The organism is Marinospirillum perlucidum (assembly GCF_003336805.1).
In the GTDB taxonomy this organism is placed as follows: domain Bacteria; phylum Pseudomonadota; class Gammaproteobacteria; order Pseudomonadales; family Halomonadaceae; genus Marinospirillum; species Marinospirillum perlucidum.
In genome coordinates, this window is record NZ_QFWJ01000004.1 from 103,715 (window position 1) to 120,003 (window position 16,289).

14 protein-coding genes are annotated in these 16,289 nt (G+C 55.6%); 5 read left to right on the forward strand and 9 right to left on the reverse strand.

Annotation, left to right across the window (positions count from 1 at the left end; genetic code table 11):
• The first annotated feature begins 41 nt into the window (after window positions 1-41).
• Window positions 42-1,445: an amidase gene (locus DFK18_RS07585; protein WP_114417654.1), complete on the forward strand. Its 1,404-nt coding sequence runs from the start codon at window positions 42-44 to the stop codon at window positions 1,443-1,445.
• Between the two features lie 41 nt (window positions 1,446-1,486).
• Here the strand turns inward: DFK18_RS07585 and DFK18_RS07590 are convergent, their stop codons facing one another.
• The 6 genes from DFK18_RS07590 to DFK18_RS07615 all read right to left on the reverse strand — a co-directional run bounded on the left by DFK18_RS07590 (window position 1,487) and on the right by DFK18_RS07615 (window position 7,604).
• Window positions 1,487-2,794, reverse strand: coding sequence for a diguanylate cyclase (locus tag DFK18_RS07590; RefSeq protein ID WP_162299727.1), 1,308 nt, complete (start codon window positions 2,792-2,794; stop codon window positions 1,487-1,489).
• 60 nt (window positions 2,795-2,854) lie between these two features.
• Window positions 2,855-4,018 carry a methionine aminotransferase gene (locus DFK18_RS07595; protein WP_114417656.1) on the reverse strand — a complete coding sequence of 388 codons (1,164 nt, stop codon included), beginning with the start codon at window positions 4,016-4,018 and terminating at the stop codon, window positions 2,855-2,857.
• A gap of 75 nt (window positions 4,019-4,093) precedes the next feature.
• The gene (locus tag DFK18_RS07600) at window positions 4,094-4,474 is read right to left on the reverse strand and encodes a diacylglycerol kinase (protein ID WP_114417657.1); all 381 of its coding nucleotides are present in this window, start codon (window positions 4,472-4,474) and stop codon (window positions 4,094-4,096) included.
• Between the two features lie 67 nt (window positions 4,475-4,541).
• The gene (locus tag DFK18_RS07605) at window positions 4,542-4,853 is read right to left on the reverse strand and encodes a PepSY domain-containing protein (RefSeq protein WP_114417658.1); all 312 of its coding nucleotides are present in this window, start codon (window positions 4,851-4,853) and stop codon (window positions 4,542-4,544) included.
• 115 nt (window positions 4,854-4,968) lie between these two features.
• Window positions 4,969-6,270 carry a ferredoxin reductase family protein gene (locus DFK18_RS07610; protein ID WP_162299728.1) on the reverse strand — a complete coding sequence of 434 codons (1,302 nt, stop codon included), beginning with the start codon at window positions 6,268-6,270 and terminating at the stop codon, window positions 4,969-4,971.
• A gap of 86 nt (window positions 6,271-6,356) precedes the next feature.
• Complete coding sequence (locus DFK18_RS07615; protein WP_114417660.1) at window positions 6,357-7,604, reverse strand: adenylate/guanylate cyclase domain-containing protein; 1,248 nt, start codon at window positions 7,602-7,604, stop codon at window positions 6,357-6,359.
• Between the two features lie 144 nt (window positions 7,605-7,748).
• Here DFK18_RS07615 and DFK18_RS07620 point away from each other — a divergent pair, with 144 nt between their 5' ends.
• From DFK18_RS07620 to DFK18_RS07630, 3 genes are read left to right on the forward strand one after another with little or no spacing between them, the layout of a single operon-like run.
• Window positions 7,749-8,420, forward strand: a complete 672-nt coding sequence (locus DFK18_RS07620) for a response regulator transcription factor (RefSeq protein WP_114417661.1) — start codon at window positions 7,749-7,751, stop codon at window positions 8,418-8,420.
• A complete protein-coding gene (locus DFK18_RS07625) occupies window positions 8,405-9,751 on the forward strand; it encodes a sensor histidine kinase (RefSeq protein ID WP_114417662.1) in 1,347 nt (448 codons plus the stop codon). Before DFK18_RS07620 ends, DFK18_RS07625 begins: the two co-directional genes overlap by 16 nt.
• Window positions 9,732-11,666 (forward strand): alkaline phosphatase D family protein, encoded by a 1,935-nt coding sequence (locus DFK18_RS07630; protein ID WP_114417663.1) that lies wholly within the window; start codon window positions 9,732-9,734, stop codon window positions 11,664-11,666. The genes DFK18_RS07625 and DFK18_RS07630 overlap by 20 nt, the downstream gene beginning before the upstream one ends.
• On the opposite strand, the gene DFK18_RS07635 is transcribed toward DFK18_RS07630, so the two are convergent.
• From DFK18_RS07635 to dsbD, 3 genes are read right to left on the reverse strand one after another with little or no spacing between them, the layout of a single operon-like run.
• Window positions 11,626-13,068, reverse strand: coding sequence for an ATP-binding protein (locus DFK18_RS07635; RefSeq protein WP_114417664.1), 1,443 nt, complete (start codon window positions 13,066-13,068; stop codon window positions 11,626-11,628). The two genes, DFK18_RS07630 and DFK18_RS07635, sit on opposite strands and share 41 nt — an antisense overlap.
• Window positions 13,065-13,733: a response regulator gene (locus DFK18_RS07640; RefSeq protein WP_114417665.1), complete on the reverse strand. Its 669-nt coding sequence runs from the start codon at window positions 13,731-13,733 to the stop codon at window positions 13,065-13,067. Before DFK18_RS07640 ends, DFK18_RS07635 begins: the two co-directional genes overlap by 4 nt.
• Window positions 13,734-13,745: 12 nt before the next feature.
• On the reverse strand, window positions 13,746-15,578 hold the full coding sequence (dsbD, locus tag DFK18_RS07645) for a protein-disulfide reductase DsbD (RefSeq protein WP_114417666.1): 1,833 nt from the start codon (window positions 15,576-15,578) through the stop codon (window positions 13,746-13,748).
• A gap of 138 nt (window positions 15,579-15,716) precedes the next feature.
• Here dsbD and DFK18_RS07650 point away from each other — a divergent pair, with 138 nt between their 5' ends.
• Window positions 15,717-16,268, forward strand: coding sequence for a TlpA disulfide reductase family protein (locus DFK18_RS07650; protein WP_114417667.1), 552 nt, complete (start codon window positions 15,717-15,719; stop codon window positions 16,266-16,268).
• Window positions 16,269-16,289: the final 21 nt, after the last annotated feature.

The window sequence follows — 16,289 nt, forward strand, 5'->3', positions numbered from 1 at the left end:
GATGAGTAAACCTCGTTGGTGATTCAAAAAGGAGCCTGTTCATGACCACCTCAACCCGTATCGAAGGTCTCACCGCCCTGGAGTTGCTGGAGATGTATGCCACCCGGGAAGTTTCCCCGGTGGAAGCAACAGAAGCTTATCTGCGCCAGATTCACCGCCTGGATGATCAGGTCAATGCCTGGTGTTATCTGGATGAGGAAACCACCCTCAAACAGGCCAAACAAAGTGAAGAACGCTGGATACGGGGTTTGGAACTGGGGCCACTGGACGGTATTCCGGTGGCCATCAAGGATGTGTTTGTGACTCAGGGTTGGCCTAATCTCAAGGGGTCGAAAACAGCAGACCCTCAACCCTACCCGGTGGATTCACCGGTGGTGGCCAATCTGCGCCGGGCCGGATTTGTCGGCTTGGGACGCACCACAACCCCAGAACTGGGTTGGAAAGGGGTAACTGATAGTCCGCTGTGTGGTGCCACCAACAACCCCTGGAACCCGGAAAAAACAGCCGGGGGCTCCAGTGGTGGTTCCGGTGCCGCCGTTCCTTTGGGCATGGTTCCTTTGGCTCTGGGTACTGATGCCGGTGGCTCGATTCGTATTCCCGCAGGTTTCTGTGGCCTGGTCGGGCACAAGCCTACCCAGGGCTTGATTCCCATGTGGCCGGCTTCTCCTTTTGCACCCCTGGCTCACCCCGGTCCCATGACCTGGACGGTGGCGGATACCGCCTTGATGATGGATATCATGGTTGGCCCGGATGCCCGGGATACCACCTTGGCACCCAGTCAGGATAGCTTCCTGGAAGGCATCGAAGGAGGCATTTCCGGCCTGCGCATTGCCTACAGCCCGCGTTTTGGCCGCGTGGATGTCGATCCCGAAATTGCTGCGAGTGTGGCCGAGGCTGCCCGTGTATTCGAACTCTTGGGTGCACAGGTGGAAGAAGTCGACCCCGGATTTGACGACCCCCTGGAAAGCTTTAACGTGCTTTTCTATGGCGGGGCGGCCAATGCCGTTCGTGATTTGGGCAAAGACAAGCGGGACCTGATGGACCCGGGTTTGATTGAAGTGGTGAGCTGGGCGGAAAAGCTGTCTCTGCTGGATTATACCGGGGCCATGAATGTCAGGGCGGCCTTGACCGAGAAGATGAACCTCTTCCACAAGAAGTATGATCTGCTGCTGACCCCCAGTCTGCCGATCCCTGCGTTCACGACCGGCCAGGAAGTCCCTGATGACTGGAAGGAAAAGCGCTGGCCCACCTGGACGCCTTTCACCTATCCGTTCAACATGACCGGTCAACCAGCCTGCTCGGTTCCCTGCGGCTTCACAGAAGCCGGTTTGCCGATAGGTCTGCAGCTGGTGGGTGCCCGCCATGATGACCTGCTGGTGCTAAGAGCGGCGCATGCCTATCAGCAGGCCAACCCTCTGACTGCGATTCGTCCGGAACTCTTCTGATAGGTTAGAGCTGCCCCTAGGGGGCAGCTTTTCATTTCAAATTAAATGATCACCGAGTGGTTGCGCCCTGCTGCCTTGGCCTGGTAAAGGGCCTCATCAGCACGATTGATCAAATCTTCTGAGGTCTGATCCGAAGCTGCTGTCAGGGCAATGCCGATGCTGGTGGTAATCTTCAGCGATCGGGAGGAATAGCTGGCCGCAGCCACTGTTTCACATACCCTCTGGCCGACTCGTGCAGCAATATCACGGTTGGCATGAGGTAGAATAATCAGGAATTCCTCGCCGCCATAACGACCTAGATAATCCTCGCCTCTCAGGGTGCTCTGGAGTACCTCAACAAAATCCTTGAGCACTTCATCCCCGATATTGTGGCCAAAGCTGTCATTAACCTCCTTGAAATGGTCAATATCCAGTAATAGAACGGCCAGTTCAAAGACTTGTTGTTCTGTTAGCAAGCGATCTAAATGGTTGAGTATCCAACGACGATTTTTGGCACCCGTCAGCTCATCGTGGTGCGCCAGGTAGTTAAGCTGGTTTTCCGACTGGCGACTGCGGGCAATTTCTTCGTTAAGGCTGGCTGTACGTTCGGTGATCAGCTCCTCACGATCATTGCGTTCCTGTTGCAGACTGCGAAGCAGGCGACCCAGACCAAAGAGCGCCAGACTGCCGGTCAGTGTGAGTAGCAACCAGGCAAGCAGATGGTTGAAGAGACTTTCCTGATGCAGCTGTTCAGTGACCGGATCTATATAGCTGCTCGGAAAAGAAACACTGAGTCCCCCTCTTTGCTCGCCGACTTGATAACCGAGCTGTTCATGGCACTGCATGCAGCCTTCGGTAATATAAAGCGGGGCCATGTAACGAAAGCGGTCACCCTCAACTTCAACATATTCCTTGAGATCAGTCTCTTGCAGGGTTTGCAGCGCTTGCCTTTCCCAGGCATCCGGCTCATTGTTCCGGTTCATCAGGCGCAGACTGGTGAGGTGGATTTCCAAATCACTGCCTTGCATGAGTTCCGCCAGTTGGCGGGTCATATAGGCCGGGTTGAGGGTGGTTAGCTGCACGCCTGAAGGTGTGGTGATATTTTTCTCGGGAACTTCCAGATAGGGGTTTTCCGGGGTTTCTTCGGTGAGGGGAACATAAACACCACCATGCTGGGTGTTCCAGTGGCGCATTGTCTGAACCAGCGTAAAAGCGACTTCTCCTCGCTGCCGGGCCAGCTCATAGCCAGCGTCTTCAATCAGCTGGTGGCTGTTTAAATGGATCAGTCCCACAACCCCGGCCCAAAAAGGCAGGGGAAGCAGAAGTATCCAGGGAGACAAGATGCTTTGCACGAACCGCTGGCGCAACAAGGGGTTAACCTCCAAAAGTTCCTTTATCACTACTCTAGCTGAAAGGGCTCGGCCTTGCTGCTAGAGCTGTTTGAGCTGATCGGCCGCTCGCCTGAGGGTGGTTTCTTCCTTGGCAAAACAAAAACGTACCCAGTGCAGGTTTTCCGGTGGTTGCTGATAAAAGACCGATAACGGGATGGCAGCCACCTGGGCCTGACGAATCAGATCCAGAACAAAGTCCGTATCTGCCTGCTGACTGATAGCGGCAAAATCCATTAACTGAAAATAGGTCCCCGCTGAAGGGGTGAAAATAAAACTGCTGGGCTGCATCAGCTGATTAAAATAATCACGCTTTTGTTGATAAAAGCGCGGCAGCTGTTCATCGGCTTGCGGATGTTGATGCAGATAATCGCCCAGTGCCAGCTGCAAAGCAGGCGGTGTACTGAAGGTCAGGTATTGATGCACCTTGCGAAATTCCGCCATCAGGCTGGCTGGAGCCACAGCATAGCCCACTTTCCAGCCAGTGACATGATAGGTCTTGCCAAAGGAGGAAACAATAAAGCTGCGTGCCGCCAGCTCCGGGTAACGGTTGAAACTTAAATGCTCGTGATCATCAAACACCATGTGCTCATAGACTTCATCGGCCAGCAAGAGCAGGTCGGTACCCGCCACCAGCTGTTGCAGGGCAGTAATGTCTTCTTCGTGCAACACCTGACCGGTTGGGTTGTGGGGGGAGTTGATGATCAACATGCGCGTTTTGGGGGTCACGGCGGCAGCTACGGCATCCCAATCGATACGAAAATCCGGGGGCAAAAGGGGCAGGTGAATGGCCTTGCCGCCATTGAGTTCGATTGCCGGATCATAGCTGTCATAGGCGGGATCGAACACGATGACTTCATCACCGGGCCGGATGCTGGCCGCTAGGGCGGCATAAAGGGCCTCGGTAGCTCCGGAGGTTACGGTGATTTCGGTTTCCGGGTCAGCAGTGCGGCCATAACAGCGAGCCAACTTGTCGGCCAGACTGCGGCGCAGAAAAGGAACCCCGGTCATGGGGGCATATTGATTGGCCCCTTCGCGAATGTAAAAGCCGACCCGATCGAGCAATTCCTGAGGGCCATCATAATCCGGAAACCCCTGGGACAGATTGATGGCCTGATGTTCCTGGGCCAACTGGGTCATGGTGGAAAAAATCGTGGTTCCCACCCGAGGCAGTTTGGTGGGTAATTCCGGGGTAAAGGCAGGCATGAAGTTCCTCGAACTGACATTAACGGGCGCGGACCCTGAAGATCTCGGGCAGGCCAGATTAACCTTTCCGGCTGTTTAATTGAAGTGGTCTGAGACCAAAGGCCAGAGGATCAGAACCCAGACACTGGCCGCCAATACCAGGGCCACCAGCACTGCTGCCGAGCCCAGATCCTTGGCCTTGCCGCTTAAGGGGTGATAGTCCGAACCCACGCGATCGACCAGAGCTTCAATGGCCGAATTGAGTAGCTCGACCACAAGTACCAAAAGACTGACACTGATTAGCAGCGCCTTTTCCAAGGCAGTAACCGGCAGAGCCAGAGCCAAAGGCAGTAAAAGGGCCAGGGTCAGTATTTCCTGGCGAATGGCTGCTTCACTGTTCCAACCAGCGCGCAGACCCTGCCAGGAAAAACGGGTGGCTTGCAGAAGACGACGCCAGCCGCGATAACCGGATTTCATGTGGATTCCTCCTGTTAAGCGGCCAGTCTAATCTGTGGTTACTTTGGCGTCATCTTCTTAAGGATGCTTACTGATCCAGATAGTCTTCTGCAGCCCCCTCACCCGTGAAACGGATTTCCAGCTCCCGGATTTGTAGGGAAGCTGGTGCATACTTGGCTTCAAAATAGTTGCCCAGCGTATCCCGGCCCTCGGCTTCATAGCAGCCATCATCAACCCGGATGCGTTCAACCTGCCAGCCTTTGGCTTCCAGCTGGGCTTGCAGCTGCTCCTTGGGTTGCCAGCTGTCCACGGGATCATAGCAATCATCATCGTCGGCCAGCAGGGGGCTGGAAAGCAGGGCGGCCAAGATTAGCAGGGCAGATTTGTTCAGCATTTTCATTTTCTTTCTCCTCGTATTGGCTGGTTTTTCCAGACACTGATCAGTCTAGTTTTGCAGGCTGACACTCAGCTGAATAAAGTACCCGGTGATAAAAATAATCCAATCCCGCAGTTCCTTAACGAAAGCGGAAGGCTTCCTGGTAAAAGCGTAGCGATCGGGCCGCTTGACCGGCTTGGGTTTGCAGTACCTGGCCCAGGGATGCAGGCCCGCAATACCAGAGATCGGCCCGCTGGTGTTGCAGTGCCAAGCGATCGGCGGTTAGCCGTTGCCCCTGACTGCTGTCATGGAGTTGCCAGGTAAAATTCTGCTGTTCGCCAGCCAGCCCATTCAGGCAGTCAACCAGAGGGTCGGTTGCTGCATTGGGGGTGGCATAGTGAAGGCTGACTGCCGGTCCCGGCTGGTTTTTGCGAGCTTGCAGGCAAGCCAGAAAAGGGGTGATACCTACGCCCCCGGCTACCCATATTTGCGCTCTGGCCGAGTTGTTTTTCAGTGGTAAAAAACGCCCGTAAGGGCCTTCCAGCTCGAGTCCTTGACCGGAATGCAAATGCTGGTGCAGCTGACGAGTGTAATCACCCAGGGTTTTGATATAGAGACTGAAGTGATTGTTCGAAGTACCCTCTGGAACTAGCGTGAAAGGGTGGGCACCTTCCAGGCGGTTAAAAGTGATTCGGGCAAATTGGCCGGGTTGATAGCCCTGCAGCTCCTTATCCAGGCGCAGGCGAACCTTGAGGTGGCGGGCATCCAGTCGCACCACCTCTTCGATTTGCCCCTTCACCTTTTTCCTTCGGCCTGCTCGGCCGGTTAGCAGCAGTAAAGCCGATAAACTGCCCACCAGCAGCAACCCTCCTTCCAACCATCCTAGCGGTTGCTGCCACCATTCAAGTGGTGTTAACAGCAGGCTGTGCCAGGCCAGGAGCAGGTAGATCACCGGAAAACCCAGGTGCAGATAACGCCAGTAACGGTAGGGAAAGAAACGCAGAAAACTGATTGCCACCAGAAGAATCAGAAGGTAAAAGCCGATTTCTCCGAATTCTTCTGCCGCTTCCTGAAGGTTCTCCAACCAGCCGGACCAGTCAGGCTCCTGCAGTGAGCTGCGGCCTAAAAGATGTTTCAGCGTGGAATCGGCTTCTTCCAGCAGCCAGTGACCCACCGCGGTCAGGGCGGCAATAATCCCCAGTCGGCGATGCAGCCGGTATAGATGATCCAGACCACCCAGCCAGGGTTCCAGCCAGGCAGGCCGCGAAGCCAGAAACATGGCCAGGGAAAGGCTGTTGATGGCCAGATAGCCGCTGAAAAAAAACAGGGAATCAAAACTGAAGTGTGTCTGAGCCGGGTCCGGGGATAAGCCTGCCCAGAAAAACAGCTGTAATCCGATAAAAACAAGCAGCCAAGGGGTCGATCTTGCCAACAAAAACATAATGCCTGTCTCCTGAAAATAAACAGGCATTAGGGTTGCAGAGATTTCTGACGTCAGGCTTAAAGCTGCTGAAAAACGTGGTGCTGTTAGTGGTGTTCGGCCCGAACCCCCCAGGCTTGGATGCTGCGGGCCTTGCCCTTGACCTCCAGCCAACCCAGGGAGGTAAAGGGCTCCTGTTTGTGCCGGGGGAGTTGCTGGTAAACCCGGTCGGAAATAATCATTTGCTGTTGCTGACTTTTGCAGGCGGATTCCAGGCGGGCGGCCTGGTTAACATCGTCACCGATGACGGTATAGCTGCGGCGAGCACGACTGCCCACATTACCGATAATCACCCGGCCAAAATGGCAGCCAGCACCAAAGACCTCGGGAACCGGCAGGCCTTCTTCGGCCAGGGAGTTCTGAAAACGTGGCCAGTCTTCAAGCAGTTGATGCACACAGCTGACTGCCGCTTCACAGGGGTGTTCCTGCTGGCGCAAACCGAAAATCACCATGACTGCATCACCGATAAACTTGTCGATCACCCCGCCTTCCCGACGGACTGCCTGGTCCCAGAATTCAAAATAGCGATTGAGCATGCGGGTGATCGCTTCGGCATTGTGATTTTCACTCAAACTCGTGAAGTTACGCAGGTCGGCAAAGAGAATGCATAGTTCTGCGGTTTCCGATTCCACGGCTTTGCCGGAGAGGATGCGATCACGGATGCTGGTGTCGACATAGACCCCGAAAAGGGTATTGAGGCGATCCTTGAGGCGGGTTACCTCCATCCGTCCCAAACCCAATACCAGCGCCAGAACCAGACCGCCGAAAATGATGTAAAGGTGGGTGGGGTCCTGTAAAAAACCGGGCAGATGGGCAAAAATCCCCACCAGCGTCAGTTCTTCTTCCGGTAAACCTTCCTTGGCAATATCAAAGTAAAAATACAGGAACAAGAAGATACTGATGGTGACGCCCACCAGCAGGAGTTCGCTCAGATGCTGCTTGCGCCCCTGTTTTTTTCTGCGGATCAGTTGCAATTGCAACGCAGCGGATACCGCCGCATAAATCCAGAACCCCATGTGTGCGGCATTAAAGAAATAATCCAGGCCTTCACCGATTTCCGAAAGGCTGTAAACCACGGGTACCAGAAAGCTGCCGACAATTCGAACCCAGGGTTTTTGGCCCTGAGCCGCCAGCCAGCCACTTTGAATCAACAGCGTAATCACCAGTAGCAGATGGCCCGTATCGAGTAGAAAGATTGGGCCTGATGCAGAAAGACGCATCACGATATAAAAGAGAGCAAACTGGCCGGAGTAAAAAAGCAGTTCGTCCAGAAAGGCTTTAATAGAAGCGGACATCCAAAAGCATCCTTTGTTGTCTTGGGGTTATTCTGGCATTTAAGAGTCTAACCCAAGCAGCTGTCAAAAAACTTAAAGATCTTTTCAGTTGGTTGTCAGTTTTTAACTCTAGTATGAACAGACTAGCCATGACCGGGGACAAGCATGCGTATTTTATTGGTTGAAGACAATCAAGAGCTGGCCGAGGTGGTTGCCAGCCATCTTGAGCACCAGGGGCAGGCGGTGGATCTGGCCGCAGACCTGCATACGGCAGATCTTTGTCTGAGTGCGACTGCTTATGAACTGTTGCTACTGGACCTGCGTTTACCCGATGGTTCGGGACTGGATTGGCTGGAAAAAATGAGAGCCCGGGGCCAGGATCTGGCTGTGATCATTCTGACTGCCAGCGGTCGGGTGACAGAACGCATCGCCGGACTGCAAGCCGGGGCAGATGATTATCTGGTTAAACCCTTTGATCTGCAGGAATTGGATGCGCGCATCCAGGCCGTCTGTCGGCGGGCCTCCGGCGCTGCCAGTTCACAGCTGCGGCTGGATGACCTGGCCATCGATTTGTCGGCTCGCCGGGTGACTCGAGAAGGCGAAGAGATCAAGCTGACCTCACGCGAATGGGCGCTTTTGGATGTCTTTTTGCGTCATCCCGGTCAGTTGCTGACCCGCTCCCAACTGGAAGATAGTCTCTATGCCTTTGGTGCGGAAATAGAAAGCAATACCCTGGAGGTTTATATCAGTCGGCTGCGCAAAAAACTGGGCAAGAGTTGGTTGGAAACCTGCCGGGGCCTGGGCTACAGGATGAAAAAAGCATGCGCAAGCGAGTGAGTCTGCAATCACTGCTGCTATGGCGACTCGGCTGGGGGCTGACTTTACTTTGGCTGCTGATGGTCGGGCTGGCTGCCAGCCTGGTGTATCAGCAATTCAACCAGATGTATGACAGTGCGCTCCAGGAAACCGGCGAGCGTTTGCTGCCCCTGGCAATTCAGGAAATATTCAACCGGGATCAGCAGGTTAATGGTCAATCCCTGCCTGCCTTGAATGAGCATGACGAATACCTTACTTATCGGGTAATCAACCCTGATGGCGAGACGCTTCTGGCTTCTCATACCGCCCAGGTGGATAGATTTCCCGTGCAGCCCCGGCTGGGTTTCAGCCAGCAAGCGGGTTATCGCATTTATACCGCTGCTGCAGTCAGTGATCACTATTTTATCCAGATAGCGGAGCCCCTTTCTCAACGCCGTGAGTTTCTGGTTCGCTTCCTGCTGGTTTTGCTGGCTCCCTTGGGGTTGCTGCTTCCTTTGAGTTTGGGTAGCAGTTTTCTGGCGGTCAGGCAGGCCTTGAAGCCGGTTAAAAATTTTCTGGGTCAGGTCGAATCCCTGTCACCCGGTCAACTGACACCGCTGCAAACCCAAGAACTGCCAGCGGAAATCCAACCCCTCGGGCAGGGCTTCAATCATCTGTTGGCTCGACTGGACAGAGCGCTTCAGGCTGAAAGGCGCTTTACCGGTAATGCAGCCCACGAACTGCGTACGCCCTTGGCAACGGCCCTGGCTCAACTGCAGTTGCTGCAGCAGCAGTTGCAGCAACCCGATCAACAAGAAGCCAGTCGCAAGGTGGAAACCAGCTTGAAGCGTTTAAGCCAGCTGACGGATAAGCTATTTCAGTTGGCGCTGGCCGAAGGTGGCGGCTTGCTGGTGGAAGACGCCTATGATCTGCTCCCCTGGCTTCGCTGGCTAGTGAATGAATTGCCGGAGCAGGATCAGCAGCGTCTGGATTGGCAGTACCCGGAACAACCCGTGATGACTCTGATGGACCCGGATGCTCTGGCCCTGGTGGTCGGTAATCTGCTGGAAAATGCTTTCAAGTATTCCCCGGCCGATCAAAGAATCCAGCTGCAGCTGGATCAGCAAGGCTGGTTGAAGGTGATCAACGCGGGTCCGCCTGTGGATCAGGCTGAACTGGAGCGCTTACATCAACCCTTTGTCCGTTGTAGAGTAGAGGTTCAGGGTGCCGGCTTGGGCCTGGCTTTGGTTTCAGCCCTCTTGGAAGGCCTCGGTGAAAAACTGATTTTACGCTCGCCCGCCAGCGGACGTTACGAGGGTTTTGAAGCAAGTTGCAAGTTAAAGGTGGACAAGTATGCAGGCAGCAGTGACTGATCAGCAGGAAACACTGGAAAGAGTCTTGGCCGGGCCTCTGCTGCGGCGGATTACCGCCGGGCGTATGACTTTTTGGCTGGCGGCTTCGCAACCACTGGAGCTTAGCCTGAGCCTCTATCCCGCCAGCCAGGAACCCCAGGTTTATTCCACCGAGCAACTGCAAAAAGCCACGCGAGTTATCCAGGCTGGAGAGCGGCTTTACTTTTACCTGGTGGATCTGCCGCTGTCCTCGCCCCTGCCACAGGGGGAGCGCATTGATTATGATCTGAGAGTCAATGGCCTTGCCTGGCAGGATTGGGCCGAGGATCTGGTCTATCCCGGTCAGGAGTGGCCCGGGTTTGTGGTGCAACCACGCCTGAACAACCTCTTGCACGGTTCCTGCCGCAAACCTCATCATGACAGTGGTGATGGCCTCTGGCGCGCCGATCGGCTACTCGAAGAAACTCCACCTGAGGACTGGCCTTCGCTCCTGATGATGAGTGGCGATCAGATTTATGCCGATGATGTGGCCGGCCCTCTCTTGGCCGCGATTCACGAACTTCTGGCACAACTGGAACTGCCGGAAGAAAAGCTGCCCGAAGCGGAAATCACGTCTTCCCAGCTACTGCACCAGCAGCAACCCCACTATTACCACCGCGAAGACCTCTTGCCCAAGACCCGAGCCGGACGCCAGGCACTATCCCAGGTGTTTGGCGGGGTGCATAAACCCATTTTTACTGCGGACCATGCCCACAACCACCTGATTACCCTGGGTGAAGTCCTGGGCATGTATCTGCTGGTCTGGTCACCGGCTGGCTGGAAGGGCCTGACCAGCCTGGATTCCGCTCAGTGCCCCCCGGAATTAAGCAGTGAGCAGGCTGCTCTCTATGCCCAGGAACAGCAAGCCTTGCGTGGCTTTACCCAGGGCCTTAACCGGGTTCGCCGGGTTTTGGCCCATCTGCCGGTGGCCATGATTTTTGATGACCATGATATTACCGATGACTGGAACCTGACCGCTGCCTGGGAAGAAGCTGCCTATGGCCAGGCTTTTTCCCGCCGCATTCTGGGCAATGCCCTTTTGGGGTATTGGATTTGCCAGGGTTGGGGCAATGCACCGGAAAACTTTCCCGAGGAGCTAGGGGAAGAGATCGCCGGTGTAGTCCGGCAGCCGGGCGGCGAGCGGCATGATGAGCTGGCCCACCAGTTGTTACGTTTTCCGAAGTGGCATTATCAGTGGGACACCCAACCCCCGCTGCTGGTTATGGATACCCGAACTCATCGCTGGCGCTCAGAAATTTCACCGGACAAGCCTTCAGGGCTGATGGACTGGGAAGCCCTGACCGATCTGCAGCATGAATTGCTTGAGCATCAGGCCGTGGTGCTGGTATCTCCGGCGCCCATGTTCGGGGTCAAGCTGATTGAAGGCGTGCAAAGGCTGTTTACCTGGGCTGGTCAGCCATTGATGGTGGATGCCGAAAACTGGATGGCCCATCCCGGTTCTGCCTATGCCCTGATGAATCTCTTCCGTCATCCCCGCACCCCGCAAAACTTCGTCATCCTTTCCGGCGATGTTCACTACTCGTTTGTTTATGACATTGAACTTCGAGGTCGGGAGCGGGGGCCGGATATTTTCCAGATCACCAGCAGCGGGATTAAAAACGAATTTCCCCGCCGTCTGCTGGATTGGTTCGATCGCCTCAATCGCTGGCTTTATGCACCTCGTTCACCACTTAACTGGTTAACCAAACGGCGGCGAATGAAGATTATCCCCCGTAAACCGGAACAGGCTGATTCCGGCGAACGCCTGCTCAATGCCGCTGGTTTGGGCTGGGTGGAATTGGCGGAAGATGGCCGTCCCAAAAAAGTGGTACAGCTGTGCGCCGATGGTCGTGATATCAGCTTTTATCCTCAGAAAGAGGCCGCCCGCTGGGAATGACGGTTTTCTCTTCCACTTGGTGAAAGCCCTTCTCTGGCCAAAAGAGCTGGACAGTCAGGCCGCCGCCAGGCGTATCGGTCAATACCAGACGTGCCTGGTGTCGGGCGGCGATGCGAGCCACGATCGCCATCCCCAGTCCTGATCCGGTGTACTGCCCCTTGCGGTAAAAACGTTCCCACAGACGAGGCTTGTCTTCATCGGCGACACCGGGACCAGCATCAATCACCTCCAGCAGTAATTCCCCGCCCTGAAGCTGCCAGCGGAGGGTGATCTCACTATCCTCAGGTGCCTGTTTGATGCTATTGCTGATCAGATTTTGCAGCAGAATTTCCAGGCTGCCGGTTTCCAGCAGCAGCTGCCCTCTGGCTGGCAGGTCATCCACCAGTTGCAACTCAATGCCTTCCTTCCAGGCCAAGGGGGCCAGATCGGCCAGTACCTGGCGGCTGATTGGCAAGGGGTCCTGCCAGCTTTTATGATCGCCGCTTTCCGGTTCCAGGCGAGCCAGGGTCAATAATTGCGAGATGATGCGGGTGGTTCGGGCAATGCCTGTCTCCAGAGCTTGCAGGGAGTCCTGCTGCTCGGCTGAAGTTTGGGCATGCAGCGCATTCTGGGTATGCAGACTGAGGACAGACAAGGGGGTTCTCAGTTCATGTGCAGCATCGGCAATAAAGCGTTTTTCTCGGGCCAAAAGTTCACGCAACTGTTGCATGAGCAGGTTGATGGCCTTTTGTATGGTTTCCAGCTCCCGGGGCAGGGGCTTAAGTTGCAGGGGTTCCAGTGATTGAGGGTCGCGTTCGTGCAGAAGCTGGGCCAGTTGATGCAAGGGTTTGAGGCCCCGGCCTACCGCCCACCAGATCAACAGCAGCAGAAACGGAGTTCCCAGAATATCGGGCAACAGGGTCCTCAAGGCAATCTTGTCCACCAGCTCACCGCGGACATCATCTCTTTCCGCAATCAGGATGGTGTGCCCGGTCTCGGCGAGACTCAGGGCAAAAACCCGCCACAGATGGTTACCCAACTGGGTATTGGAATAGCCTTCGCCTTCCTGACTTAAACGCCCTGCCGGGGCATTGCGTGAGCGCAGCAGCAGTTGGTCCCTTTGCCAGACTTGGAAAACCACCTTGCTCTCATACTTGTGGCCTTTGTTGTCTCCGGCTTGCAGCGTTGTTTGCTCCATGGTGTTAAGAAGGCGCAACTTGGCCACCTGGGTCAGGGAGGTGGCTTCCATCCCGGTTAAAAGGCTGCTGATCAATCGGGCCTGCTGGGCCAGATGGGCATCATAAAGTTCTTCCACTTCATGGGCGGCATCATGAAAACTGGACCAGGCTAAAAGCCCACTGGCCAGGACGAAGACAAGCAGCACCCAACTGAGGGTTCGGATGCGAATCGAGGAGGTCTTCACGCCACGGCCTCCTTGTTAAGCAGATAGCCGACCCCGCGCACTGTCTTGATCAGACCGGGACAGATTTTTTTGCGCAGGTGGTGAACATGAACCTCAAGGGCATTGCTTTCCACGTCATCATCCCAGCCATAAAGCAGCTGCTGGAGGTGGTCGCGGGTAAACACATGGCCGGGGTGATTGATCAATTCATGCAAAAGCGCAAATTCGCGTCGAGTCAGGGTGACCGCTTGTTGGCGAAAAAAGACTTGCTGGGTTTGTGGATTGACGTCTAGCGCCCCCAGTTGAATGCCGGTCTGGGCACGACCGGCACTGCGCCTGAGTAGTGCTCTGACCCGGGCTTTGAGTTCGGTGATATCAAAGGGTTTGATCAGGTAGTCATCGGCACCGGCATCCAGCCCGGTGATTCTGTCTTCGACGGCATCCCGAGCGGTGAGAATCAGCACGGGAAGATCCTTGCCGCTGGCGCGGATTTTTTTTAGCAGGGATAAACCATCCAGCCCCGGTAGCCCCAAATCCAGCAGCACCAGATCAAAGATTTCATTTTCCAGCCCGTAGAGGGCCTGCTGGCCATCTGCCAGCCAGTCTACAGTGTAGCCTTCCGGTTTCAGGGCGGTACGTATGCCTCCGGCCAGGGAGGCATCATCTTCGATCAAGAGTAGGCGCATGGCAGTTTCCCCTCAGCGGACAGCGTCCGGTGCAGAAGCAAGAGTTTGCAGGCGCTGGCGGAATTCCTCAAGGCTCAATTCGCCCACAGTGCGCAGGGAGCGAACTTCGTTACCCTCCGGTTGGAAATAGAGGATGGCCGGAGGTCCAAACAAACCCCACTGCTGCATCAGCTCCGTGTGTTCATCACGATTAGGGGTGACATCCAGTTGCAGGAAGCGAATCCGACCGGAAAATTCCGCCGAACTCATGTGACTGAAGACTTCTTTTTCCATCACCAAGCAGGTCGCGCACCAGTCGGCGTAAAAATCCAACACCACGGGTAAACCCGCCTGCTGCGCTGAATTAATCGCTGTTTGTAGCTCTGCCGGGCTTTCGATACGTGTGAACAGAGGCGCTTCTTCCTGGCGACTGCTTGCCGAGGTTGCCGGTCCGGTCAGGCCAGCCAGCGGCTGAAGAGGATCGGTTTGTCCGGCCAGACCCGCGATCAACAGGGCCAGGGAATAGACCGCCAGGAGTGCAGCCAGACCTCTGCGGGTTTTCTGCCAGCCACTGGTAATTTCCGGCAGGCTACCCAAATGGGTCGCGTAAACCAGGCCCAGGGCACCCCAGAGCAGAAGACTAACTTGAGCCGGAAGAAAACGGCCCAGAAGACTGATGGCCAGGGCCAGTAGGGCCACGCCAAAGAAATTCTTGACCGCCAGCATCCAGGTCCCGGCCTTGGGCAGGAAGCGGCCACCACCGGCCCCCACCAGTAGCAGGGGAACCCCCATACCCAGGCTCAGGGCAAAAAGGGCGGCACCACCGAGTAGGGCATCCCCCGTGGTGCTGATGTAAATCAGTGCTCCTGCCAAAGGCGCGGAAACACAAGGCGAGACGACCAGTGCAGAAATCAACCCCAAAAGAGCCAGACCCAGGTAGCGGCCGCTTCCCGATTGGGGTTCTTCACCCGGTTGCTGGCCGATTGCATTCAGGCGATCTCGGAGGAAGGCCGGTAGCTGGAGTTCATAGAAACCGAACATGGATAGGGAAAGCAGGACAAAAATCCCGGCAAAAATACTCAAGGCTAAAGGGTTCTGCATGGCTGCCTGAAGATTCATACTGGCCCCGAAATAACCGACCAGGACACCGGCCAGGGTATAGGTGGAGGCCATCCCCAGAACGTAAGCTAGAGACAGGGTCAGCCCCTTGCGAGCACTGATGTTTTCACCTTGACCGGCAATGGCTCCGGCCAGGATGGGGAGCATGGGCAGCACACAGGGAGTAAAGGTCAGCCCCAGGCCGAGAACAAAAAAAGTACCCAGTATCCAGGCGCTGCTGGAGGTGGCCAACAGACCGGCCAGACCATCGGCGGTTTCCGTGGATGAATCCGAAGGCGTGGCTGCCGCTTCAGCTGTTTCAGAGTTATCAGCCTGCTGGGCCTGGCCCGGCCAATCAAGAGTGTAGGTGCGGGTCTGGGGGGGATAACACAGCCCCTTCTCGGCACAGCCCTGGTAACGGACTTGCACCTGCAGCCCGGAGAAGGCTGTCACCGTGGGAGTAAAGCTTAAACCAGCCTGGTCGTGAAAAACTTCGACCCGGCCGAAGTTGGGGTCGTCCTTGGTTTCCGACTCGGTCAGAAACTGGATTTCCTGAGGCTGACCCGCAGCCGTGACGCTGATCCGCGAGCGGTACAAATAATAGCCCTCGGCAATTTGCCAATGGGTTTCAACACGCGGGTTTTCGCTGTCCACCAGTTGGATAGCAGGCTGAAAGGCCTCATCCACGGGCAGAAATTCCGGTTCTTCGGCCTGAAGGTTGGCACTGGCCAACAACAGCAGAAGGAACAAGATTTTTTTAATGGGCATGGCTAGATCTCCTTGATGATCATGCAGCCAGCCTGCCTGGCAAAGATTAAGGCTCGCTTAACGCTCACTTAAGAAAGCCTTAAGTTGCCGCTGCGAGGATGCTGACATGGCCTTAAGACTTCCACAGGAGATGTAGCAATGATGAGCCAACCCACCCACCGTTTGAGTCGCTGGTTTGCAGCAGTAGCCCTGATGTTGGGCGTGACAGCCGTGGATTTTGCCAGTCGCGCAGAAGCAGCTGAACTTATCCCCGCGCAGGAGTCAGAAACGGCCCCACTGCGCGACCTGAAATTACCCCTGATGCAGGAAGAAGGCCAGCTGTCCATGCAGGACCTGGAAGGTGAAGTCGTTTTGGTGGACTTCTGGGCTTCCTGGTGTGGCCCTTGCCGGGAATCCTTTCCCTGGATGAATCGTATGCAGGCCCAGTATGCCGATCAGGGCCTGCGCATCGTCGGGGTTAATCTGGATCAGAACCTGGATGAAGCCCGGCGTTTTCTGGACCAACTGCCTGCTGCCTTTACGGTTTTACACGATGACCAGGCCCGCTTGCCCGAAGCCTATGGACTGATTGGCATGCCCTCCAGCTATCTGCTGGATCGCCAGGGTCGCCTGAGGGCTAGCCATACCGGCTTTCATGCCAGCCGGGTGGAAACCTATGAAGCCAGTATTCAGCAACTTTTGGCTGAATAAACCGTTTTTACTCCTCAGGAC